Origin of the sequence: Salipaludibacillus sp. HK11 (genome assembly GCF_047795645.1) — a bacterium.
Taxonomy (GTDB): Bacteria; Bacillota; Bacilli; order Bacillales; family Salisediminibacteriaceae; genus Salipaludibacillus.
Map to the genome: position 1 here is coordinate 2,877,516 of NZ_CP181045.1, position 20,402 is coordinate 2,897,917.

21 protein-coding genes are annotated in these 20,402 nt (G+C 40.3%); 3 read left to right on the top strand and 18 right to left on the bottom strand.

The features are described from left to right. Nucleotides 1-13: 13 nt before the first annotated feature. Nucleotides 14-1,912, bottom strand: a complete 1,899-nt coding sequence (flgK, locus tag ACM26V_RS13900; protein WP_416147312.1) for a flagellar hook-associated protein FlgK — start codon at nt 1,910-1,912, stop codon at nt 14-16. Nucleotides 1,913-2,005: 93 nt separating this feature from the next. Here flgK and ACM26V_RS13905 point away from each other — a divergent pair, with 93 nt between their 5' ends. Continuing rightward, on the top strand, nt 2,006-2,146 hold the full coding sequence (locus ACM26V_RS13905) for a hypothetical protein (RefSeq protein ID WP_416147313.1): 141 nt from the start codon (nt 2,006-2,008) through the stop codon (nt 2,144-2,146). Nucleotides 2,147-2,188: 42 nt separating this feature from the next. On the opposite strand, the gene ACM26V_RS13910 is transcribed toward ACM26V_RS13905, so the two are convergent. The 8 genes from ACM26V_RS13910 to ACM26V_RS13945 form a co-directional block, all read right to left on the bottom strand. Next, nucleotides 2,189-2,686 (bottom strand): flagellar protein FlgN, encoded by a 498-nt coding sequence (locus ACM26V_RS13910; protein ID WP_416147314.1) that lies wholly within the window; start codon nt 2,684-2,686, stop codon nt 2,189-2,191. Between the two features lie 25 nt (nt 2,687-2,711). Then, nucleotides 2,712-2,969 (bottom strand): flagellar biosynthesis anti-sigma factor FlgM, encoded by a 258-nt coding sequence (flgM, locus tag ACM26V_RS13915; protein ID WP_416147315.1) that lies wholly within the window; start codon nt 2,967-2,969, stop codon nt 2,712-2,714. Between the two features lie 184 nt (nt 2,970-3,153). Continuing rightward, nucleotides 3,154-3,609, bottom strand: coding sequence for a TIGR03826 family flagellar region protein (locus ACM26V_RS13920; protein ID WP_416147316.1), 456 nt, complete (start codon nt 3,607-3,609; stop codon nt 3,154-3,156). Between the two features lie 39 nt (nt 3,610-3,648). Next, the gene (locus tag ACM26V_RS13925) at nt 3,649-4,464 is read right to left on the bottom strand and encodes a ComF family protein (RefSeq protein WP_416147317.1); all 816 of its coding nucleotides are present in this window, start codon (nt 4,462-4,464) and stop codon (nt 3,649-3,651) included. Nucleotides 4,465-4,478: 14 nt separating this feature from the next. Then, nucleotides 4,479-6,050 carry a DEAD/DEAH box helicase gene (locus ACM26V_RS13930; RefSeq protein ID WP_416147318.1) on the bottom strand — a complete coding sequence of 524 codons (1,572 nt, stop codon included), beginning with the start codon at nt 6,048-6,050 and terminating at the stop codon, nt 4,479-4,481. A 194-nt stretch (nt 6,051-6,244) separates the two neighbouring features. Next, on the bottom strand, nt 6,245-7,099 hold the full coding sequence (locus ACM26V_RS13935; protein ID WP_416147319.1) for a DegV family protein: 855 nt from the start codon (nt 7,097-7,099) through the stop codon (nt 6,245-6,247). Nucleotides 7,100-7,349: 250 nt separating this feature from the next. Then, on the bottom strand, nt 7,350-8,048 hold the full coding sequence (locus ACM26V_RS13940; RefSeq protein ID WP_416147320.1) for a response regulator: 699 nt from the start codon (nt 8,046-8,048) through the stop codon (nt 7,350-7,352). 142 nt (nt 8,049-8,190) lie between these two features. Next, nucleotides 8,191-9,333: a sensor histidine kinase gene (locus ACM26V_RS13945; RefSeq protein WP_416147321.1), complete on the bottom strand. Its 1,143-nt coding sequence runs from the start codon at nt 9,331-9,333 to the stop codon at nt 8,191-8,193. Between the two features lie 547 nt (nt 9,334-9,880). On the opposite strand from ACM26V_RS13945, the gene ACM26V_RS13950 reads away from it, so the two are divergent. Beyond that, complete coding sequence (locus ACM26V_RS13950; RefSeq protein ID WP_416147322.1) at nt 9,881-10,528, top strand: YigZ family protein; 648 nt, start codon at nt 9,881-9,883, stop codon at nt 10,526-10,528. Nucleotides 10,529-10,645: 117 nt separating this feature from the next. Here ACM26V_RS13950 and ACM26V_RS13955 read toward each other — a convergent pair whose 3' ends face one another. The 7 genes from ACM26V_RS13955 to ACM26V_RS13985 all read right to left on the bottom strand — a co-directional run bounded on the left by ACM26V_RS13955 (nt 10,646) and on the right by ACM26V_RS13985 (nt 17,397). Continuing rightward, nucleotides 10,646-11,023 carry a ComEA family DNA-binding protein gene (locus tag ACM26V_RS13955; RefSeq protein WP_416147323.1) on the bottom strand — a complete coding sequence of 126 codons (378 nt, stop codon included), beginning with the start codon at nt 11,021-11,023 and terminating at the stop codon, nt 10,646-10,648. 35 nt (nt 11,024-11,058) lie between these two features. Beyond that, on the bottom strand, nt 11,059-12,447 hold the full coding sequence (locus ACM26V_RS13960; protein WP_416147324.1) for a diguanylate cyclase: 1,389 nt from the start codon (nt 12,445-12,447) through the stop codon (nt 11,059-11,061). 117 nt (nt 12,448-12,564) lie between these two features. Further along, nucleotides 12,565-13,461 (bottom strand): AEC family transporter, encoded by an 897-nt coding sequence (locus ACM26V_RS13965; RefSeq protein WP_416147325.1) that lies wholly within the window; start codon nt 13,459-13,461, stop codon nt 12,565-12,567. A gap of 216 nt (nt 13,462-13,677) precedes the next feature. Then, nucleotides 13,678-15,303, bottom strand: a complete 1,626-nt coding sequence (locus ACM26V_RS13970; protein ID WP_416147326.1) for an SPFH domain-containing protein — start codon at nt 15,301-15,303, stop codon at nt 13,678-13,680. Between the two features lie 137 nt (nt 15,304-15,440). Next, the gene (locus ACM26V_RS13975) at nt 15,441-15,974 is read right to left on the bottom strand and encodes a hypothetical protein (protein ID WP_416147327.1); all 534 of its coding nucleotides are present in this window, start codon (nt 15,972-15,974) and stop codon (nt 15,441-15,443) included. Between the two features lie 9 nt (nt 15,975-15,983). Beyond that, a complete protein-coding gene (locus tag ACM26V_RS13980; RefSeq protein ID WP_416147329.1) occupies nt 15,984-16,634 on the bottom strand; it encodes a PspA/IM30 family protein in 651 nt (216 codons plus the stop codon). Nucleotides 16,635-16,833: 199 nt separating this feature from the next. After that, entirely contained in the window at nt 16,834-17,397 is a 564-nt protein-coding gene (locus ACM26V_RS13985) for an FAD-dependent oxidoreductase (protein WP_416147330.1), read from the bottom strand. A gap of 486 nt (nt 17,398-17,883) precedes the next feature. On the opposite strand from ACM26V_RS13985, the gene ACM26V_RS13990 reads away from it, so the two are divergent. Then, the gene (locus ACM26V_RS13990; RefSeq protein ID WP_416147331.1) at nt 17,884-18,693 is read left to right on the top strand and encodes a flagellin; all 810 of its coding nucleotides are present in this window, start codon (nt 17,884-17,886) and stop codon (nt 18,691-18,693) included. An 87-nt stretch (nt 18,694-18,780) separates the two neighbouring features. On the opposite strand, the gene ACM26V_RS13995 is transcribed toward ACM26V_RS13990, so the two are convergent. Next, nucleotides 18,781-19,752 carry a hypothetical protein gene (locus ACM26V_RS13995; protein ID WP_416147333.1) on the bottom strand — a complete coding sequence of 324 codons (972 nt, stop codon included), beginning with the start codon at nt 19,750-19,752 and terminating at the stop codon, nt 18,781-18,783. A gap of 6 nt (nt 19,753-19,758) precedes the next feature. Beyond that, entirely contained in the window at nt 19,759-20,301 is a 543-nt protein-coding gene (locus tag ACM26V_RS14000) for an RNA polymerase sigma factor (RefSeq protein WP_416147334.1), read from the bottom strand. Between the last annotated feature and the right edge of the window lie 101 nt (nt 20,302-20,402).

The following is a 20,402-nucleotide window of genomic DNA, read 5'->3' on the forward strand; positions in this document are numbered from 1 at the left end:
TAATAGTGCTGATTTATCTACCGACGAGGCCCATTCGATTAATAATCACATCTAGCATTTCATCAACCGCAGTTAAGTTCCTCGCTGCAGCATTGTAAGCATGTTGGAATTGGATCATGTTACTCATTTCCTCATCTAACGAGACACTGCTTATCGATTGGCGGTTCTGGTGAACCGAATCACGAAGTGTTGCTGTATTACGAGCTAATCGACCTGCTTCGTTTGTGTCTACTGCCATTTGCCCAATAACCCCTTGATAAAAGGATTGTATATTGGTTGTTGAATCTTCGCCAAAATTTAAGTTTGTATCTTTAACGTTCGCTAAAGCTAGTGCGTTGGACCCATCACCCGCATAGGCATCACCTGGGGGGCGTTCGCCATTTTCAAGATCAGCAAGTGACCAAACCGTATCATCTTCTGTTACACCCAATACATTAATTGTTAGACCATCTATACTTGTTGTTGTTGTATCATCAAATTCAATATAAGTCGTCCCGCCATCTGTTGAGTATTCCCATTGCTCAGAGACGTTGTCATACCTAACGCTTATTTCATCGTAACCATCACCCTCAAATATCCCACTAACCATCGGGCCATCAACTTCATCACCGTCACCTGACATTCTCACAAAAATATTATCTGCAGAACCAGATGCAGCAATATTATTCCTACTACTTTTAATTTCATCCGAAATTCTTAAGTTTTGCGCTGTACTATCTTCACCAGAATAATCAAAGAAGTCAAACCCAACTTTTTCACCACTCTCAATTTCCGACAAACTCCAACCAGAACTGTGAATTCTGTTGAATTCGTCCGCAAACGTAGACGCCATTACATCGAGGTTTGCCATCATGTCTGGGTAAAGGCCTTCTATGTCTCCGGATTCAAATTCACCAGTCGCATTGAAACTTCCTGTGTCATACCCATACGCTTCTATTACACTTGAAAGAGCACCTGACGAGTTGAAGAACTCATTAATGCTAACTTGCGCTCCATCTCCAGTCATTACAGTGTTATATATTTCATTATCTGGATCAACCAACGCTCCATTTGTAAATGTAATACTATTAACAGCTTCATTATCATCACTGAAGTTTACTTCTATCGTATTTTTTCTCAACGTCGCACCGTCAATCAATTTGATGCCCGTATCTCTTCCTCGATCATCCATCAGCGATATCGTATACTTCCCGTCCGCCATCTCTTTAGCGGCTCCACCGCTTGCTACTCGCTCAACTTTAATGTTAACAAACTGTGACAGCTCATCAACAAGCATATCCCGCTGATCGTAAAGGTCATTTGGGAGCATTCCGTGAGGTTCCACAGATGCAATTTGTTTGTTTAAATTATCTATTTGCGTAAGTAAAGAGTTAATTTGCTTCTCTTGTACCCCGATTTGTTCTTTATGATCACGTTGAATTGCTTCGAGAGAGTTATAGGAATAATTGAACGTCTCAGCAATAGCAATTCCCCGTTCACGAACAACAGATCGAGTTCCTGAATCTTCTGGATTCGCTGCTAAATCTTGCAAAGACTGCCAAAATCGGTCCATCGTATTTGCTAGACCATCTTCCGTCGGCTCATTCATAATATCTTCTATTTTCTCTAGTGATGTGCGACGAGCGTCCCAATACGCACTTTTGTTATGTTCCGCACGAAACTGCATATCGAGAAAAGCTTCACGAACCCGCTGAATTTCACCAGCTTTGACACCTGTCCCTAGTTGCCCTGGAATACCAGGTTGATTAAATCCTGGGTTAGGGAACGCCTCTGTTTGTGTGAAATTGACACGTTGCCTTGAATAACCTGGTGTATTTGCATTAGCAATGTTGTGTCCCGTTGTATGTAAAGCTGCCTGATGCGTACTTAACGCACGGCGGCTTGTTTCAAGTCCATGAAAAGTTGAAAGCATCGTCTTCTCTCCTTTATCTCGCTTATTTATTTGAGATTGATCATGTAAAGCATATAAGTCTATTTTAGCAAACTTTGTTTATTACCGATTATCTTGAAGAAGCAAACGTCTGTGACTTCCTTTACTGCGAAGTTAGACGTAAGCTGTGAGACTCCTGCGGAAGAACGAGACCGAGGAAACGATAGTCGAGAAGGCTCGTTTCTCGTCCGCGGAAAGCGAACAGTTGCAGTCTGACGCAGCTAATAGAATGCCTAAAAACACTCCTGCTCCTCCCACTTACACCTTCGAATCAAACAACGACCTTCCGCCAGGCTCAAACCCTTCATCGTCATCTTTTTCACCCTCACCAGAATAACTAACAAACTGGTTCTGAGGATGCATTGCATCAAGGGACAAGTTAACAAACCGCAACGAATCTTCTAACAATTGCTGATTAAGTTCATTCTGATCTTTCAGCTTATGAATTTCCGTCATCAACCGCTCCTGCCAACTTTGCAAGTCCGCGCGATCTTTTTCCGGAAATAACGGGATTAATTGCTCCATCGTCACGTTCTCTTTCACGAGTCCCTTTTCCTTCATCCACTGCTGAATGAGGTGCTGACGCGTGTTTTCAAGCTTTCCCAATTGCTGAATAAGTGGCGACTCTTCCTTCATCACTTGCTCTAGGCTATCCATCTCGCCTTTTTTAATCGCATCTTCTTTTCGGATTGCTTGTTCATTAAATCGCTCGTGAACAACCGTCATCGCTTGAAAAATTTTTATCAGCTCCTGCACCACGCTTCACACCTCACTCGGTTTATTATTTATCCCAAAACTCGTAAAATTTCTTCGCCACTTCTTGGGCATTCACCTTATACGTACCCTGATCAATTTGCGTCTTCACTTCATTAACACGCTCTTGACGCTCCGCAGAAATCTCCTTGGACTTTGCCATCTGTTTCGCTTCAGACGAAATTTCCACCTGGTCGGCCCGCTTCGTTTGCGTCTTTTGTTGCCGATCCTGACTCTCTTGAAGCTTGTTATATGCCTGAACCGACTGCATCGGATTAATCTTCATTTGATTCCACCTCCTGGAATTGCCTGCCTCATTTAAACCTTCGACAGACCTGTACCCCTTTGCTCTATCTACTATATCGGCTGATTCTCACAGATCTTTAGGATACATCAGAAAAAATAACTATATACTTCCTCTTGCACCCAAACGCAGAAACGTCCAGCATTGCCGGACGTCAATACATAGATTACGTATCTCTCCTCACCCGCTCATTCAATGCCGAATACGTCTGATACCTAGCACTCTCTCGGTTCTTCTTCCGCTCATCAAACGCATCTTGACTATCGCCAGCCTTCAAACCAGAATTGATCTCATTACGACAATCGCCACAAATACGCCCTTCACGAATTTGCCCCCCACACTTCTCACACCCATACGTCAAATTAGGGAACTGCGACAAATGCAAGCGACCCTCACGAATAAATTGCGTAATCAACTGCTGATCAACTTCAGTTGCCTCCATCACCTCTTCCATATTTGCACGCCGATTCTCCCGCTTGCGAATAAACGTATACACCAACTGGAACTTCTCCTCCACCTCACGTGCACAATGATCACATACCGGACGCAATGCCCTCACAAACAACCTACCACAATTCGGACAATTTTCTAATTCAGCCATCTTCAACACCCTCTCCAACAAACAATATCTATCTCTTATATCGACAAAGTTCGCACAATCTTAACCCTTATTTTTTAACATAACCGCTCCCGTAGCACGTGCCACCGTCACCGCTAATACCTCCAAAGCACCAGCCTCATATAATACCGTCGCAGCTGCCCGCAATGTCGCCCCCGTCGTATAAATATCATCCACAATCACAATACGCTTCCCCGCCCAATCAACCGCCCCTCCCTCATCTGACAACCGAAACACACCCTGAAGCGCTGACATCCGCTCTCGACGCCCCCGCTTACTCTGCTTCTCAGACACCCCCACTCGCACAAGCACATCCCGATACCACAACTCACCCGCCAACAACGCCGCCTGATTAAAGCCCCGCTCCCACAACCGCTCCCCCGCCAACGGAATCACCGTTACCGCATCCAACTTCCCCAGAGACTGCACCAAACCTTTAAGCTTCTGTGAAAATAACGTCGCAAGTTCTGCATCCCCGCGGTACTTAAATCGTGCCATCACTTCCTGAAGAAAGTCATTATACACATACAGCGATCGTTGCTGAACAGATCGATTTCCAACCTGGCCCTCTTCTTTCCACCTTAGACAATCCCGGCACAGAACAGACGGTTTTATCCTGAACGTTGCCGGCAGATTCACACCAGAGTCAACAAAATCATGATCCTCTTTTTCCACTTGCCGTCCACACATCTCGCATCCAATCGCCCGTATCGGCACGACCTTCGCGTCACATGATGGACAAAGCAACTTCTCCTCCGACAATCCCAAAGCCCAAGTCCAATTCACTTCTTCCATAAAAGACGTGTCACAATATAAACATCGTTTTGTCTCCGATAACGTCTCTCCCCATCTTGACATCAATACCGCCTCCCTTAAGTTTGATCATTCATCGCTTCAATATGTCGAACCGCTCTCACGATCGCATTCGTATTTCCATAATGAAAAAAGATCACATCACCATCATGCTCATCAGCACTTCTCCCAACACGTCCAGCAATTTGTACAAGCGCGGATTCTGTGAAGATTCGATCTTCCGCACCTAACACGCCCACCTGCACTCCCTTTATCGTAACGCCGCGCTCCAAGATTGTCGTTGTCACTAATACATTCATTTCTCCAGCACGAAATCGACTGACTTTCTCGCGTCGATCAGGATCACTCGCATGAACGGACTCCACCACCGTGTCCAGCTTCGATTTCAACACTTCTTCAATGGTCGCCATCAGCGATATTTTTGCTACAAATAAAAACACTTGCTTCTTAGCATTTACGTGACGCTGTATCCAGTTAATTACTTTCATCGGTAACACATTTTTTTCAAGCTTCTTTCTCCAATCGCCAACCCAGACTCGCTTTGGAACTGGAAGATCAAACCCATGATAGCGTCTCGGCACTTTCACGTGCGCTAACTCACCAGAATTAACTCTCCGTTTCAACTCATCCGATGGCGTCGCCGTGACATACACGGTTAAGCTTTGTTTTGAACGCGCACACTCAACCGCATACTGTAATTTTTTATCATAACTAAAAGGGAAAGCGTCAACTTCATCGATAATAGCAAGGGGGAAATGGTCATAAAACCGGAGGAGTTGGTGTGTCGTCGCAATCACAAGCTCCGCTTGCGCATATCGTTCTTCGGGTTTAACGCCACCGTGGAACGCCCGAACAACTGTATTTGGAAATGCCATCACCATCCTTGGTAACAGTTCCAACACAACATCCGTCCTTGGCGTTGCAATTAAAACTGAATCTCCTTTTGCTAATCCTGACTGGATAGCTTCGAACAACATCTCCGTTTTTCCAGCACCACAAACAGCCCAAATGAGAAATTTCCTCTCCATCAGATAAGAAGACATTACATGTGTAACGAGCGCTTCACTCGCTTTATCCTGCGCCGGGGACAGTTCCCCCTCCCAACCAAGCGGATGATTTCTCGATTCGGCACTCTCTTCTCCGTGCCACGTCAGTAACGGACTACATTCTGTCACCTTTCCCATCTGTATACACGCCCGGCAATACGCACACTTGTCTACGCATCTGGCACAAGAAATTTCTCCGAATAAAAACGGATCATCATTCCCACAGCGAACACATGTCAATTTTGGTTTACGATTGATTGCCGACTGGTAACGAATATATCCGTTGCAAATATGATCATAAATAACATCTAAAGGTATGGTAGCGATCACTTCATCTAACAGAAGTCGCCGTCCTTTTATCATGTTTTCTACTTCTTCGTTAATTTGGAATGTAGTATTTAATGAAGGGAATTCTAATTTGTCCGGAGGAAGATCAGACAATCTTACAAGAGGAATGTTCAACTTGTCTTTATGATTGAGAAGGGGTTCGGGTATTAGCCATTTATGGGAAAGGTGCTTCACTACATGTGGTGGAACGAGGGATTGACTCACTGAGTCATCGAGGGGAACCAAATAAAAACGCATCACTGCGCCTCCTTTTTCGTCAAGTAGGACTTTCAATTAAATTACCTTTCATTTCACAATCTACAAGTGAAATCATTCACAATTTAATGTTTAAAATTCATTCACAACTGGACATACGAGACCCCAGATAAATCTAGGGACTCGACCAGTGTACAACTGAAATCTAACTTCAGCATAAGCCTATTAATATTAGCTTAGTTAAAACTCGAATCAACCCAGCCGATCCCGATGCTTCGCTCTCCAAGATGAGTGCCAATTACCGGACCAAAATAACTAATATATACATTTGCATTTGGGTATTTTTCACGCAACTCGTCTGCAATTTCCAATGCTTTATCTGGTCGATTTGCATGGATAACAGCAATGTCTAATGACGTACCGCCTTTTGCATCACTATCTAATAACGAATAAATTCTTGCTAATGCCCGTTTCTCTGTGCGGACCTTTTCATATGGAACAATCACTTTATTTTCAAAATGCAGAACCGGTTTGATTTGCAGAAGACTACCAACAAACAACTGGGCGCCATTTAACCTTCCACCACGATGCAAGTGATTCAAATCATCCGCCATAAAGTAGGCTTTCATATGATTTTTCATATTATAAAGATGGTCGAGAATCTTCTTGCTATCATAGCCTTCTTTCACCATCTTTGCTGCCGACAATACGTAAAAACCTTGAGGCATACAACTCACTTCTGTATCAAACACATGAACTTCTACATCATCCGTCATATTCCCAGCAGCAATCGCCGTTTGATGCGTGCCACTAATTCCACTTGAAAGTGTTATCACAATAATCTGGTCATGATCTTCAGCCAATCTCTGAAAGGTTTCCTCAAATAACCCAATTGCTGGTTGCGACGTCGTCGGAAGTTCTTCAGATTGTTTCATCTTTTTGTAAAACTCTTCAGTCGTAATTTCAACCTCTTCTTGGTACATTTCTTCTCCAAACATGACGTTGAGAGGAACCATCGTAATCGCGTTTTCTTTACGTAATTCTTCAGGTATGTAAGCGGTACTGTCTGTTACAATGGCTATTTTACTCATATGTCATTTTCCACTTCTTCCATTTTATAAATTAGAGCTCTTACAATTACTTCCGTTCAATATGTTCAACAACGTACGTTACCATAATAATACCAACTTTTTCATACAAATGTCTATACATATTCGGAAGTATCTAAAACAGTGAAATTGTAAAAAATAAAATACCCATGCTAAAAAAAGCATGGGCAACACTGATCTATCAAAGCAACTACAACTGCTTGTCTGACACTCAGGCATAGTTTTCTATAAATTAATTCACTTTAACCCAACCATTTTTGATTGCATCAACAACAGCTTGTGTACGGTCATTCATACTCATTTTTTGTAAAATATTGCTCACATGATTCTTAACCGTCTTCTCACTAATATAAAGAGCTTCACCAATTGATCGGTTACTATTTCCATCAGTCATCAACTGCAAGACTTCACATTCGCGGCGCGTAAGAAGATGAAGGGGCCGTCGATATTCGACTTCACGGAAACCAACTTCTGTTTCTGGCCCATTATCATTCGCTAAACGACGATATTCATTCACGAGGTTGTAAGTCACTTTCGGATGGATATACGCACCACCATCTCCAACTACTTTCACTGCCTCGATCAAAGCTTCCGTGTCCATTTCCTTCAATAAATATCCAGATGCACCTGTTTTTAAAACATGTGTCACATATGTTTCATCATCATGAATGGAAAGAATCAGTACTTTAACATTAGGGAACGTTTCAACGAGCTGCTTTGTTGCTTCCATTCCGTTGACATTCGGCATATTAATGTCCATAAGCACAACGTCTGGTTGGTTTTGACGAACGAGATCAACGGCGTTCTCACCGTCGCTCGCCTCTGCGACAACCTCAAATCCTGGTTCCATCGACAAAATTCGTTTGACACCTTCTCGGAACAATTGATGATCGTCAATGAGTACAATTTTTAATATATTGTCTCTCTCCATTTTATTCTCCTCCTAATTTATAAATGAATTTGTTATTTTAAATTTAGCTACATTTTTAAGCATCAAGCACGTAAGGACGTTTGTATATCGGACAATGAACGGAAATAACTAGGTCTTTTATACCGTCGACGAAATACTTGCCTTAATCTGTTTCTTCGATTGAATTGATAGGAATCTGAACCATGATTAATGTTCCTTTGCCTGGTTTAGAATCAATACTTAACTGTCCTTCAAGCATATTAATTCGTTCCTTCATACCTACAAGTCCGAAGCTTCCTTCTTTTTTTGAAAGAACATCAAACCCTTTCCCATCATCTTTAATTAAGGCAGTTACACGTTCAGCTCCAAGCTCAAGTTTCACTTTAATCGTCTCTGGATCCGCATGCTTATAGGCATTCTGAATCGCTTCCTGTACAAAACGGAAGATGGCAACCTCCATATTGGCAGGAAAGCGACGTTCTTTTCCAACATTTGTGAAAGTAATCTTAATTCCTGTGTGATCTTCCGCAGTTTTTATATACTTAGCAAGCGTCGGCACTAAACCTAAATCATCTAATGACATCGGTCTTAGATCATAAATGATCCTTCTAACTTCTGCTAATGAATCTTTAACGATACGCCGCAAATCGCGAATTTCAATATGTGCTTTCTCAATTCCTTGAGTATCCAACACTTTTTCAACAAGTTCCGCGCGAAGCATTACATTTGCCATTGCTTGTGCAGGTCCATCATGAATTTCTCTGGATAGTTTTTTGCGTTCTTCTTCTTGTGCATGAATAATTTTCAATCCAAATTTTTGCATTTCCTGTGCATCAGCGACAATCTCTGAAACATGCTGCAAGTCACCTGTTAAATAGTTTATGACCACATTGATCTGATTGATCAAATGATCTGCTCGCTCCATCGTTTCGCCTAATTTCATTAATCGGCGTTCAAGATTATTACGACGCTCACGTAATTGATTTTCCTCCTGCTGTATTAACGCTAGCTTGATTTGATAGTCGTTAGCTTGTTCATACGCTTCACGAACTTCCATATCATTATAATTGGCGAAATGTTTACTAACTTCTGATAGTCTATTGCGAGCAAAACGCGAATGAAGTTCTGTTCGTTCAGATTTTTCAATTAATTGAATCACATTTTGTTGAATCTCTTGTAATTCTTTTTTTAATGTCACATGTTCGTTTCTTGATTCTTCGCCAATTTCAAATATTTCCTCTTTGCTGTTGCCTACCATTTCCATCATTTTTTTTAGAATAGATTCAATTGACTGACCGGAGCTCATCCAACCCCTCTCTTCCTTTATACCAAATTATCAAATGCGGTTACGACTATAGACGGATGTCATTCGTTTTTTTGATTCAAACGAAAGAACATGGATATTACCTAACGTTCAAAGTTAGTATTAATATTGTAGACACTACTGTTAAAACTCGAAATAACAAGTAATTTTATGGGGGTCCCCCGCCATTAGATTCATTTTTTATACAAATGATACCTACTCCATCTCAATCATATTCTAAAATGATATTTTTGTCTAAAAATGCTAATCGGGAATTTCTACCTACTTAACTTTTAAAAATGATTACCTTGACAAGGTCTTCTTATTCATAATACCCTAATTTTATCTGTATACATCATATTACAGAGATTTTCGAGATTCTTTTAGACTTTATTCACCGTATTACTAATATGTTCGCCAAAGATATACTTTAGTCCTTCAATTAAAGATAAGAATTACATTTATCTACTATTAAAAAGTTGCAAATAAGACTCGATTCTCATAAAATTGAGGTTATCGATCACCGTTTAATGTCAGGAGAGATTTAACGATGCTTAAATCCTATTATACCGTAAAGCGTTCTGGTGAACATGAAATCACCATCCAAAAGTCACGATTTATTGCTCATGTAGAGAGAACAACTACAGAAAAAGCAGCCAAATCTTTTATTGACTCAATAAAAAAACAGCATTGGAGCGCAAATCACAATTGTTCTTGTTATATCATCGGCGAACAAGACCACATCCAAAAGGCCAACGATGATGGCGAACCTTCTGGAACTGCCGGTGTCCCTATGCTTGAAGTTTTAAAAAAACGCAAGCTAAAGGATACGACAGTGGTTGTCACGCGTTATTTTGGCGGCATCAAACTCGGTGCTGGTGGACTCATTCGCGCGTATGGTTCTGCCGTAAGCGAAGGCCTCAACGCAACAGGGATTGTCGAAAGAAAATTAATGAACATTTATGCTTCTACAATTGATTATACGTCGTTAGGAAAGGTAGAAAACGATGTGCGTTCTTCCCCGTATTTAATAAAACAAATTGATTACTTAGAACAAGTAAAACTTGAAATTTATGTCGCTGATGGCGAAGAGTCTGTCTTTGAGAACTGGATGGCCAATTTAACAAGTGGTCAAGCTTTCATCGAACACACCGGACAAGCTTACTTAGAAAAAGACATTCCACCCCCTGGAAAATAACAGAACCACAACCAAGGTAGCTTTCGAAGTCATATTAAGTTTACTATTTCGTGATTTTTAATGAATGAATGAGTATATTCGATTTGCTAGAATAAACTTTTTAACGCTCGCCTGTCTCTATTCCACTTCTACATAAGGTATTATTGTCTTCAATTTTTTCTCCCCAATACCATTCACGCGTAGAAGATCTTGAACCGTGTTATATCTACCATTTGCGGTTCTGTCTTCTAGTATTTTTTCCGCCAAACGATCGCCAACACCATTGATTTCCATCAACTCTTTTAAAGTCGCTTCATTTACTTCAATTTTATCGTTTCTTCGATGAGGAATTCCCTCTTTATGTGTGAGATCTTGTTTGGTTTCAGCATCAGTCGTTGTCGGCGGATATGTAGGCTGCTCGGCTTGAATACACTTGCATTGTCGTACAATCAATGGCCATCCCCATCTATAAATTAAGACGATGACTCCCAAAGAAACAATCGCTTTTTTTATCATAATATCCTCCATTCTTAAATAAATTTATCTTTCATTTAATGAACGTAATCATATAACTTAACCCCGTTTTTCCCTTCATTCTTAATGTTGTACATCGCTGTATCCGCTTGAGAAATAAGCGTATCCAAGTTGTCTGAAGTTGAGGAGAATTTACTGATCCCGATGCTCGGAGTTATTTTTATCTCTTCGCCTCCAATGATAAAAGGTGAACACAAATCTACTTTTAACCTCTCCGCCACTTTTACCGCCTGCTCAACGGATAACTTATCAACAAATACAACAAATTCATCTCCACCTATACGCGAAACAATATCTATTTTTTTCAAAGAAGATGTAAGCCTCTTTGCAGCAATAGACAGCAATTGGTCACCTGCAGCATGTCCATATGTGTCGTTCACTTGCTTAAATGAATCCAAATCTATGAATATAATAAATGCTCTTTTGTAATTAAACTTTGGACACACTTGTTTTTGTTCGACAAACTCATATAATAGTGAACGATTTGGTAACTTCGTTAATGGGTCATGATACGCTAAGAACTCAATTTTCTCTTCCGCTTTCTTCCTATCAGATATATCAACTAAAGCCCCTTCAACTCTAACAACTGAGCCTTGATCATTTAATATTGGGAAAAATCTTGCCGACACCCACATCATTGGATTATCTGGAATCTGCAATCGATACTCGACAGATTTTTTCTTCCCCTGTTGAATGTCTTCTTCAATACCATTAACAAACATCTCGTCTTCTACATGAATAAATTCTCTCCACAAAATCGGGCTCGCTGAAAATTCTTTTCTCGAAATATTCTTTAACTTAACAACACCTGATGTGACCGTATGGACCTCTGTTTTTAGATTATATGAATAAGTGACAATATTCGCACTTTCTAGAATATACGTAAGTTTTTCTTGACTTTCTTTTAATCCATTCCACATTTTCTCTGAAAACTTCGTTTGAACAACTAAAAACATTGCTACAAACAAGGTGAATAACAAAAAATAGATAAAATTAATTGACTGACTGAAAAAAATGACTTCCAGTGCAGATTGATAATAGACATACGATGTTAATAATAACGTGTAAATTGTTGCTAACACAATCAGATGGACCTTGTTATAGATCGAACTAATAATTAGCCCAAGCCAAACAAATAAGTATGTTGAAGGTTGGGGATATTCAATCAGCATATAAAACATATAGCCGTAAAAAATTGTGATCGTGGCATACATGGTGAAAAACTTAGCTTGACTATTTTGACTTATAAACCAAACTATCGCAATTAATACAAATCCAACAATTGCAAAAATGCTAACATTATCATAAAAAATTACTTCTGCCCCAAGTCTGAACAAATTGAAAAAGAACAACAGTTGTAAAACGAGTCGATTTCGCTTGTGAATAAAACGTCTATCATTTTTCAATGATTTGTTCCCCCTTAAAGTAGAAATAATCTATTAATAGATAATAGTCACGGCTATTATACCAAAAAATGGAGGGCGTGTCCCTCCATTTTTTACATTTGTTCTTCTAAGAAGGAATTATCCAAGAATCATGAGAATAATTGTGATTGTTAACACACTAAGCAGCGTAGTAATCAAAGTAATGCTCGATACTAGCTTTGGTTTGGCATCAAATTCGACTGCATACATAACAATCGTTGCTGCAGAAGGCATTGCCGCTGCGACAATAAGTACTTTCGCTAGGAGTGGATCAAGCGGCATCAGTAGTGTGATTCCCCATGCGATCACTGGCGAGATGAAGAGACGTAAAATTACTCCAAATGATACTTTTCCCCAGTCAAATTTAGTCCATTCTATTTGTGCCAATTGCATCCCTAAAATGAGCATTACAGTCGGAATTGCCGCTTGCGATATGAGTTCGACAGGTTGCATTAAATTGTCTGGCACTTCTGCGCCAAGCAACTTAAGTAAGACTGCTAATAAAACGGCATATGTAACCGGCATACGAAGCAATACTTGCAACGCCATTTTCACACCTGAACCACCTCTAGCAGCATAATACACACCAAAAAAGTTCATTATTACTGCTTGAAGAACCATAAAAGATACCGCAAAAGCAAATCCTTCTTGGCCATAAGCAAACAAGATAATCGGCGCCCCATAATTGCCGGAATTCATAAAAGCTGTCGAAAGGATTAGTCCACTTTCAACATCTTGTCGATATTTCATTTTCCAAGCATACAACTTGTTAATAAGAATGATTGCAAACAAAAGCACCGCCGCAAATACAACCATATAAACATATTGCATATTCATTTCTGCATAATAAAATGTCTCAAAAACGAGCGCTGGAGTTAAAATATAAATCGCCAGTGTTGAAATCGGTTTAATATCTACTTTTCGCCACTTTTGGACAACATAACCAATCAAAAACACGAGTAACACAGGCAACATAACTGAAATAAATATTGTCATACTATCGCTTCCTATTTCTTTGGGGTCTTCTCCCTAAATTCTTTGTTCCAATCGTGAATGGTAATGTTCTATTTTAGAATTGATTTACTTTCACCTATTTATTTTAACAGACCCGATAACTCTAGGGACATGATATTTTATAAATATTAAAACAAAGAAGAAGCCTTGGCGTAATAAAATGCCAAAGCTTCCCTTTTTCATATTAACTATTTATCTTTAGAGAGTTTGATTTGTATCATCTTGTTCAGGCGATTCTTCTTCAGTAGGAGAAACATGTGTTGAAACCTCTTCTGTCGAATCCTTCACACTGGTGTTAGCATTATTGCCTTTACCAGAGAAGTTTTCGAGAAGTTCGTTAATATCCAAGCCTGATGCTGCTTTTAAGTTTTCAGGGAGCGTAGCCATTAGATCAGTTACGTAACCTGACATTTTTCCGGCACCGCCGCCTTGGCCTCCGTCTTTTCCACTACCACCAGTATCAACGACAGTAACTTTGTCAATTGCACTTAATGGTGCAGCAATTTCTCTCGCATATGCAGGAAGCATATCAAGCATCATGCTAAGTTTCGCAGCTTCACCGTAGTAACTGTATGCATCTGCCAACTTCTTCTTCGCTTCGGCTTCTGCTTCACCCTTCTTAAAGATGACAGTTGCTTCTGCTTCACCCTTTTTCAAGCTAACATTCGCTTCTGCTTCACCTTTTTTGAATGTAACCGTAGCTTCAGCCTCACCACGGAAACGCTCGGCATCGGCATTCGCTTTTGCTTCTGCTTCAATTTGATACTGCGATGCTTCCGCAGCACGCATTTGCGTAACTTTCGTAGCTTCCGCACGTTGTTCTTGCTCGTAGCGATCCGCATCTGCTTTCTTGCGGACTTCTGCGTCGTATTGCTTCTCACGACGGATAATTTCACGCTCTTCCAGTTCAATCTGCTTATCTCTCTCAATGATCTGGACTTGCATTTCTTCTTGTGTCACGTGCTGTTTCGACTTCGCCGTTTGTAAGTCATAGGCTTGGTCTGCTTCTGCACGTGCCTGATCTTGCTCACGAGTATATTGAGCAATCTTTAATTGCTTCTCTTTTTCAGAGTTCGCAATCTCTGTATCTCTTACTAATTCCTGAGCCTTTGCTTCTTGCTCAGCACGAGCATTTTCAATACGAGCTTCTTTCTTGCGCTCTGCTTCAGCTACCGCTGCATTACGCTTCACTTCAGCGATTCGTGGTTTACCTAAAGAGTCAAGATACCCTTCATTGTCCGTTACTTCTTGAAGAGTAAACGACTTGATTTCAAGGCCCATTTTGTTAAAATCACGTGAAGCAACTGATTGTACTTCTTGATTAAAACGCTCTCTGTTGTTATTTATGTCTTCTACGCTCATCGAACCTAAAATCGAACGTAAGTGACCTTTCAAAACATCCTGCACTTCTTGTTCAAATTCACTCGTTGGTTTTCCTAAGTATTGTTCCGCTGCTGTTGCAATCTCTTCCATCGTCGATCCAACTTTGATGATTGCAACACCATCAACAGAGACTGGTACACCTTGTTCGGTATATGCTCCACTCGTACGAACGTCTAAGCTATAGTTCGATAAGCTGAATTTCGCGTATTGTTGAAATACTGGAACAACAAACGCACCGCCACCGCGGATAATTTTCATCTTTTTTCCATCTGAGTCTTCTGAAATGTTCTTGCCTTTTCCTAAGTAACTACCAGTTACGATCAATGCTTCGTTCGGTCCTGAAGTTTGGTAACGAGTGAAATAAACTCCTAATAGTACTAGGAATACAAACCCGACAACAATTGGTACGATGAAAACTGTGTCAATAAAATTAAAATCCATTGTTTCAACTCCTCATCCCTATTTTTTGTGGAAAACGGGAGCTCCCACATTTTTCAACAAAGAAAGCTAAATTTTTTCAAAAAATGTTCTGATACTATTTCTCGACAGTGAATTAAGGTGCTTCATCAACTCAAGATTTAGTCGTAGTGCTTGGAAACAAGGAACACACCCTCATCATCAATATCAATGACGAGTATTTTCGTTCCTTCAGGTAATTCCTCATGGTCAAAGCTCTTTGCTGGTTTGCTGACAGTTCCGTGGGTCCGGGAAATGATTACTTCACCAAAACCATCGGCCGGAATCGACGTAAACACATCTCCTACTGTTCCTTTTAAATCATTCATAGAATAAGACATGTTTTTCTCGGAACGTTTCACAGGTAAAATAATGAAGTAATTCACTAGAACGATGACAATCGCTGATACGACCAAATTGATCAAAATGATCATCCCGCTGCTGATGAAAAAAGCCATCGTTTCCAGCACGTAACCTAGACCACCAAATAACGTAATATATCCGATGAATGTAATTGGATTTAGGAACGCATCTCCACCTATATCCATAAGTCCTTCCAACAGTTCCCCAACAAATATGTAAAGAACCGTTAAGACCACACCTGCAATTAATAAAAACAGGTAAATCGACTCGATATCGTATCCGAATATCTCCATGGTACTCACCTAATTTCTTTTCTTTAATGACTGCTTCAAGGCTTCCAACTTAGCGTCTACACTAGCTGTTGATGATAGCGACGTTTCCCTTTCCTGATCGCCGCCTTTCATTTCTCCCTCAACAGAATGATTCGTTGCGAGAGAATTCGAGTTGGCACCAGACATATTAAGATCAAGCTCCTTTGTTATCTCCATTTCATTTACGGAAGAGGAAGGAGGAAGGTTTCGCTTTAACTGTAATTCATTCTTTTTTGTTTGCAACCGCTGATAATCATTCGTCTGATCATCAATATGACGAAGAAGTTCTTGTTTGTGTGCTTGGGCCGACTCATATAAAGAAGTGATTTCTATTATATCCCGATCCATCTTTTCTTTTTTCATCAGCGCAAGTTTAGCCGACTGATCATCTTCGTCTTTTAAAAATCGAATTGCATCTTCTTCTCGTTGGTTCGACTCAGTTTCAGCAAGTTCTAGCCTCCGCTTCAGTCGCTTCTCGCTTGCTAGCTGCTTGTTCAACGATGCACGTAAATCGGCAAGTTCACCGTCCATATCTTCTAACAATTCGTTTGCCATTTGCACAGGATCCGCCGCCGAATCTTCTTGCTGATCGAACTCATTCTTTTTAAAAATTCGTTTGAACCTACGAAACCACACGATCATCTACCTCCCTCCTAACCTAAAAATGAAATATCCCTAATACTAGTATACAGAAAAAACTTCTAATGATGAAAGCCTTAGCCATATTTTCACTTAAAAAACATTTTATGATAATTTAGATTAAGTAGGTGCCGGGCACTATTTTCCGCTACATTTATTCACATTATAAAAAAGCCTAGCATTCCGCTAGGCTTCATTATATCTATTTTTTCAAAATATCATGATCGACGTATCGTTCACCATTCAATTCGCTAATCACATTAATCGCTACTGTTGCACCGTGTCCTGCTGTAATAATCGTGTGAACACTTTCCCCAGCACATGTTCCAGCAGCCCAAATGCCGTCAACACTTGACTTACCAGAGCGATCGACATCGACGATTTTTTTAATTTTAGGTTCCGTACCTTCTTTTGTAGCAACGCCAGATGTTTCAGCGATATCAGAACTAGCACCAGTTGCAAAAATAACATGCTTCGCATCATAAGTATCCTTGTCCGTTTCTACTTTTAAGCTGTCAGACCCTTTTGCCACTTTCGATACTTTCGCTTCGACAACTTCCGCTCCAAACTTTTCCGCTTGTTTCAATCCTGTTTCAACTAGGTCCGGTCCAGTTATTTCTGGAATACCGTAATGATTCTCTAGCCATGCCATTTTCGTCATACTTTGATCACTATTAATCATCAACGTTTTCTTACCTGCTCTTGCTGCAAAAAGCGATGCACTCGCACCAGCTGGTCCTGCTCCAATTACGATAATATCATACATATTCATCATCCTTTTTTCACAATTATAATTTATCTGTCAGTTCTACTTTACCAATATTGACCACCAAAATCTAATCATCCGCTTCAGGAAACTAGATTTCTACTAGATTTATCAATGTTTATGCCCCACTTTCCTTTACCTAAGTTTTAAAAGAACTAATTAGCTCTTTTTGATTTATGTCTTGTGCTGAGCTTGCCCTTCAGACATACATCTTTTAATGAAGGGAACGGTAATTTTGTTTACGTTCCCTTCGCTCACCTAACCCAGTCTTGAAAGGCACGCTTCAACCTTTTGTGTTCCCTTCAACTTGATACGTTTTTCTGAAAGGAATGCTCCCCCTCCTCTTCTGCTATTTATCTGAATAAGCTTGCCTAATAGGCACGACTACTTAATCTGTCAACCCTTTTTCATAAAAAACTTGTTTTATTTTTAAAATAAGAGGATAATAGAACTACTATAGACTAACTATTTACGGAGGTGATAGGAATGATTACTTCAGTACCATTTTTCTCAGCTACCAATCAAACAAATAATAACTTAGCAATGAAAATGCTTCAGCTCAGCACATCGCAACGGATTAACCGAGCTAGTGACGATGCAGCAGGGTTAGCAATTTCTGAAGGTATGCGAGGACAAGTTCGCGGAGAACGGATGGCCGTCCGTAATATGGAAGATTCTCAGTCTCTCACTCGAACTGCCGAAGGAGCGCTAGGCCAGTCTCATGATATCTTGCAAAGGATGCGACAGCTAACCGTTCAAGCTAACAATGGAATGTTGACGGAGTCAGACAGAAGTGTCTTGCACCAAGAGTTTTCACAAATGCGTGAGACACTGGATTCAATCGGAAGAGATACGGAATTCAATACACAAGCACTGCTCGATGGCTCATTCACTAACAAGCAAATGACAACAAATGCTCAAGGAGAATCGCTCAATTTATCGATTGATGCGAGCACCTCTGAATTTCTCGGAAGTCTTGCTTCAGGAAAAAGCTTAGCAGACGTTGATTTACGCTCGGATCCACAGAGTGCGCTTGGGGTAATCGATGAATCCATCGCGAGAATTTCTAGTACTCGTAGTACGCTTGGTTCAACGGACAACCGATTGAACTATGCTGGAAGTCTGGCACAATCGCAACTGTTAAATTTACAAGCAGCAGAATCACGAATTCGCGATGCCGACATGGCGGCAGAGTCGGTGCACTTAAATCAATATTTAGCAATGCAACAAGCGCAAATGAGTGCCCAACAAATGGGAATCAGCATGACCGGCATGCAATTAAATTTACTTCAATAATAAAAAAGGGCTGTCTCAAATTAAAATGGACGCCCTTTTTCTTTTTTAAAATTGAGATAGCTTTGGTTTAACAACATTGACGGCATTTTATTCAATGAGCATTTCGCCAGTTTCCTTCCATTCCCACTCTTCTTTGATGACTTGCTGAACTGCATACCAGCCATCCATCGCCTCTTCTGGATAATAGGTATGGATATAAAAAATGTGATTCTCATACGTTCCCAATTCCAACCTCCCTAAAATCTCACCCGTGTGAACAAATGATTCTATCGCCCACTCGTCAAGTTCGTCTAAATCCCCTTCTTCCCACTGATCTACTAAATCGATACCTTCAATTTCTCGTTCGGCATGTTGAGATGCATCGTCATAACCTATTCCATCATCAAAAAACACGATATCAACAACAATAAATTTCTTTTCTGTTCCTGGGATCCAAATAGAGACACCTTCTCCGTAATCCCTGTCAAATAATTCATAGTCATAATTATCTCTAATATAAGTCGTAAACGGCATATCCTGATCATCCAGAAGATTGTACGTATTCTCTTCCTCCATTCCTTCTACAGTAGTAACAATTTCCTTTGTATCAGGACGATCTACCTCAGGATAACTATCCGACTCCTCCGTCACTGTTTCTTCTGAAAAATCTGGTTCCTCTATCGGCTCTTCATCATTCGAATCTTCATTATTTACGTTATCATCGTTCTCGTTTACCTGTTCATTTTCAGACGTATCGTTATCACCAGCAGAATCAGGACCTGACCCAATGAACGATTGAAATTCATCAAAGTTAACCAATACTAAAAAAAATAAAGCTGCAACAAGTACCCCCGCACTAAGGCCCTTTGCCCATTTCTTCATTTGATTCACCCTTTTTCTTTTAGTTGTTTGACCCCTTGCTTCCTCTATGCCAGCCATCGCCTTCTGCAAGCTCTTTCGTTTCAATTCTTCGGAAGGCTCCATTTTCCACTCCCTCATTACACGTTCAATTTGTTTATCTGTTTGCCGGCCAGAGTTTTGTATTTCTTCATCTTTGTTATCGTTTTTTCTATCCGTCATATTCGTTCACCTCTTTCCCATCAGAGCAACCATCTTCTTTTTCGCTCTATGTTGTAGTGATTTCACAGAAAACCTTGTTTTTGACATAATTTCCGCTGTCTCTTTAATTGAAAATCCTTCAATTAATCGAAGTTGAAGTACGGCCTGATCGTCTGATGGTAGTTGTTTCAATGCCGCGAATATATCTTCTTTCAACCCCCTTTGAAAAACTTCATCTTCCGCTGACTTCACTGGTGCCGTAAACGGCTCCAACGACTCCCCTGGCATCGCAACGCTCTTTTTATGTTTTTTCTGTTTTCGATGATAGTCAATAGTGACATTTCGACTTATCGCGAATATCCATGTTTTAAAACTAGACTTTCTCTGAAAACTTGCTAAACTTTTAGCCATTTTATAGAAGATATCTTGGACAATTTCTTCCGCATCATGATGATTACCTGTTTGAACGTATGCATAATGAAACAACGGCTGAACGTATCGATCATGCAATATTCTAAGTGCCTCGTCATTTCCATCTATGGCTAATTCGACCAGACTTTCGTCATCCATATCACTCCACCTCACTTTCTTTTCACACTATTAGACGTACTAAAAACAAAAAGGAGTCAAACTCTTCTATGTAGTAGAAGTTACTGACAAATCAGCTCTTT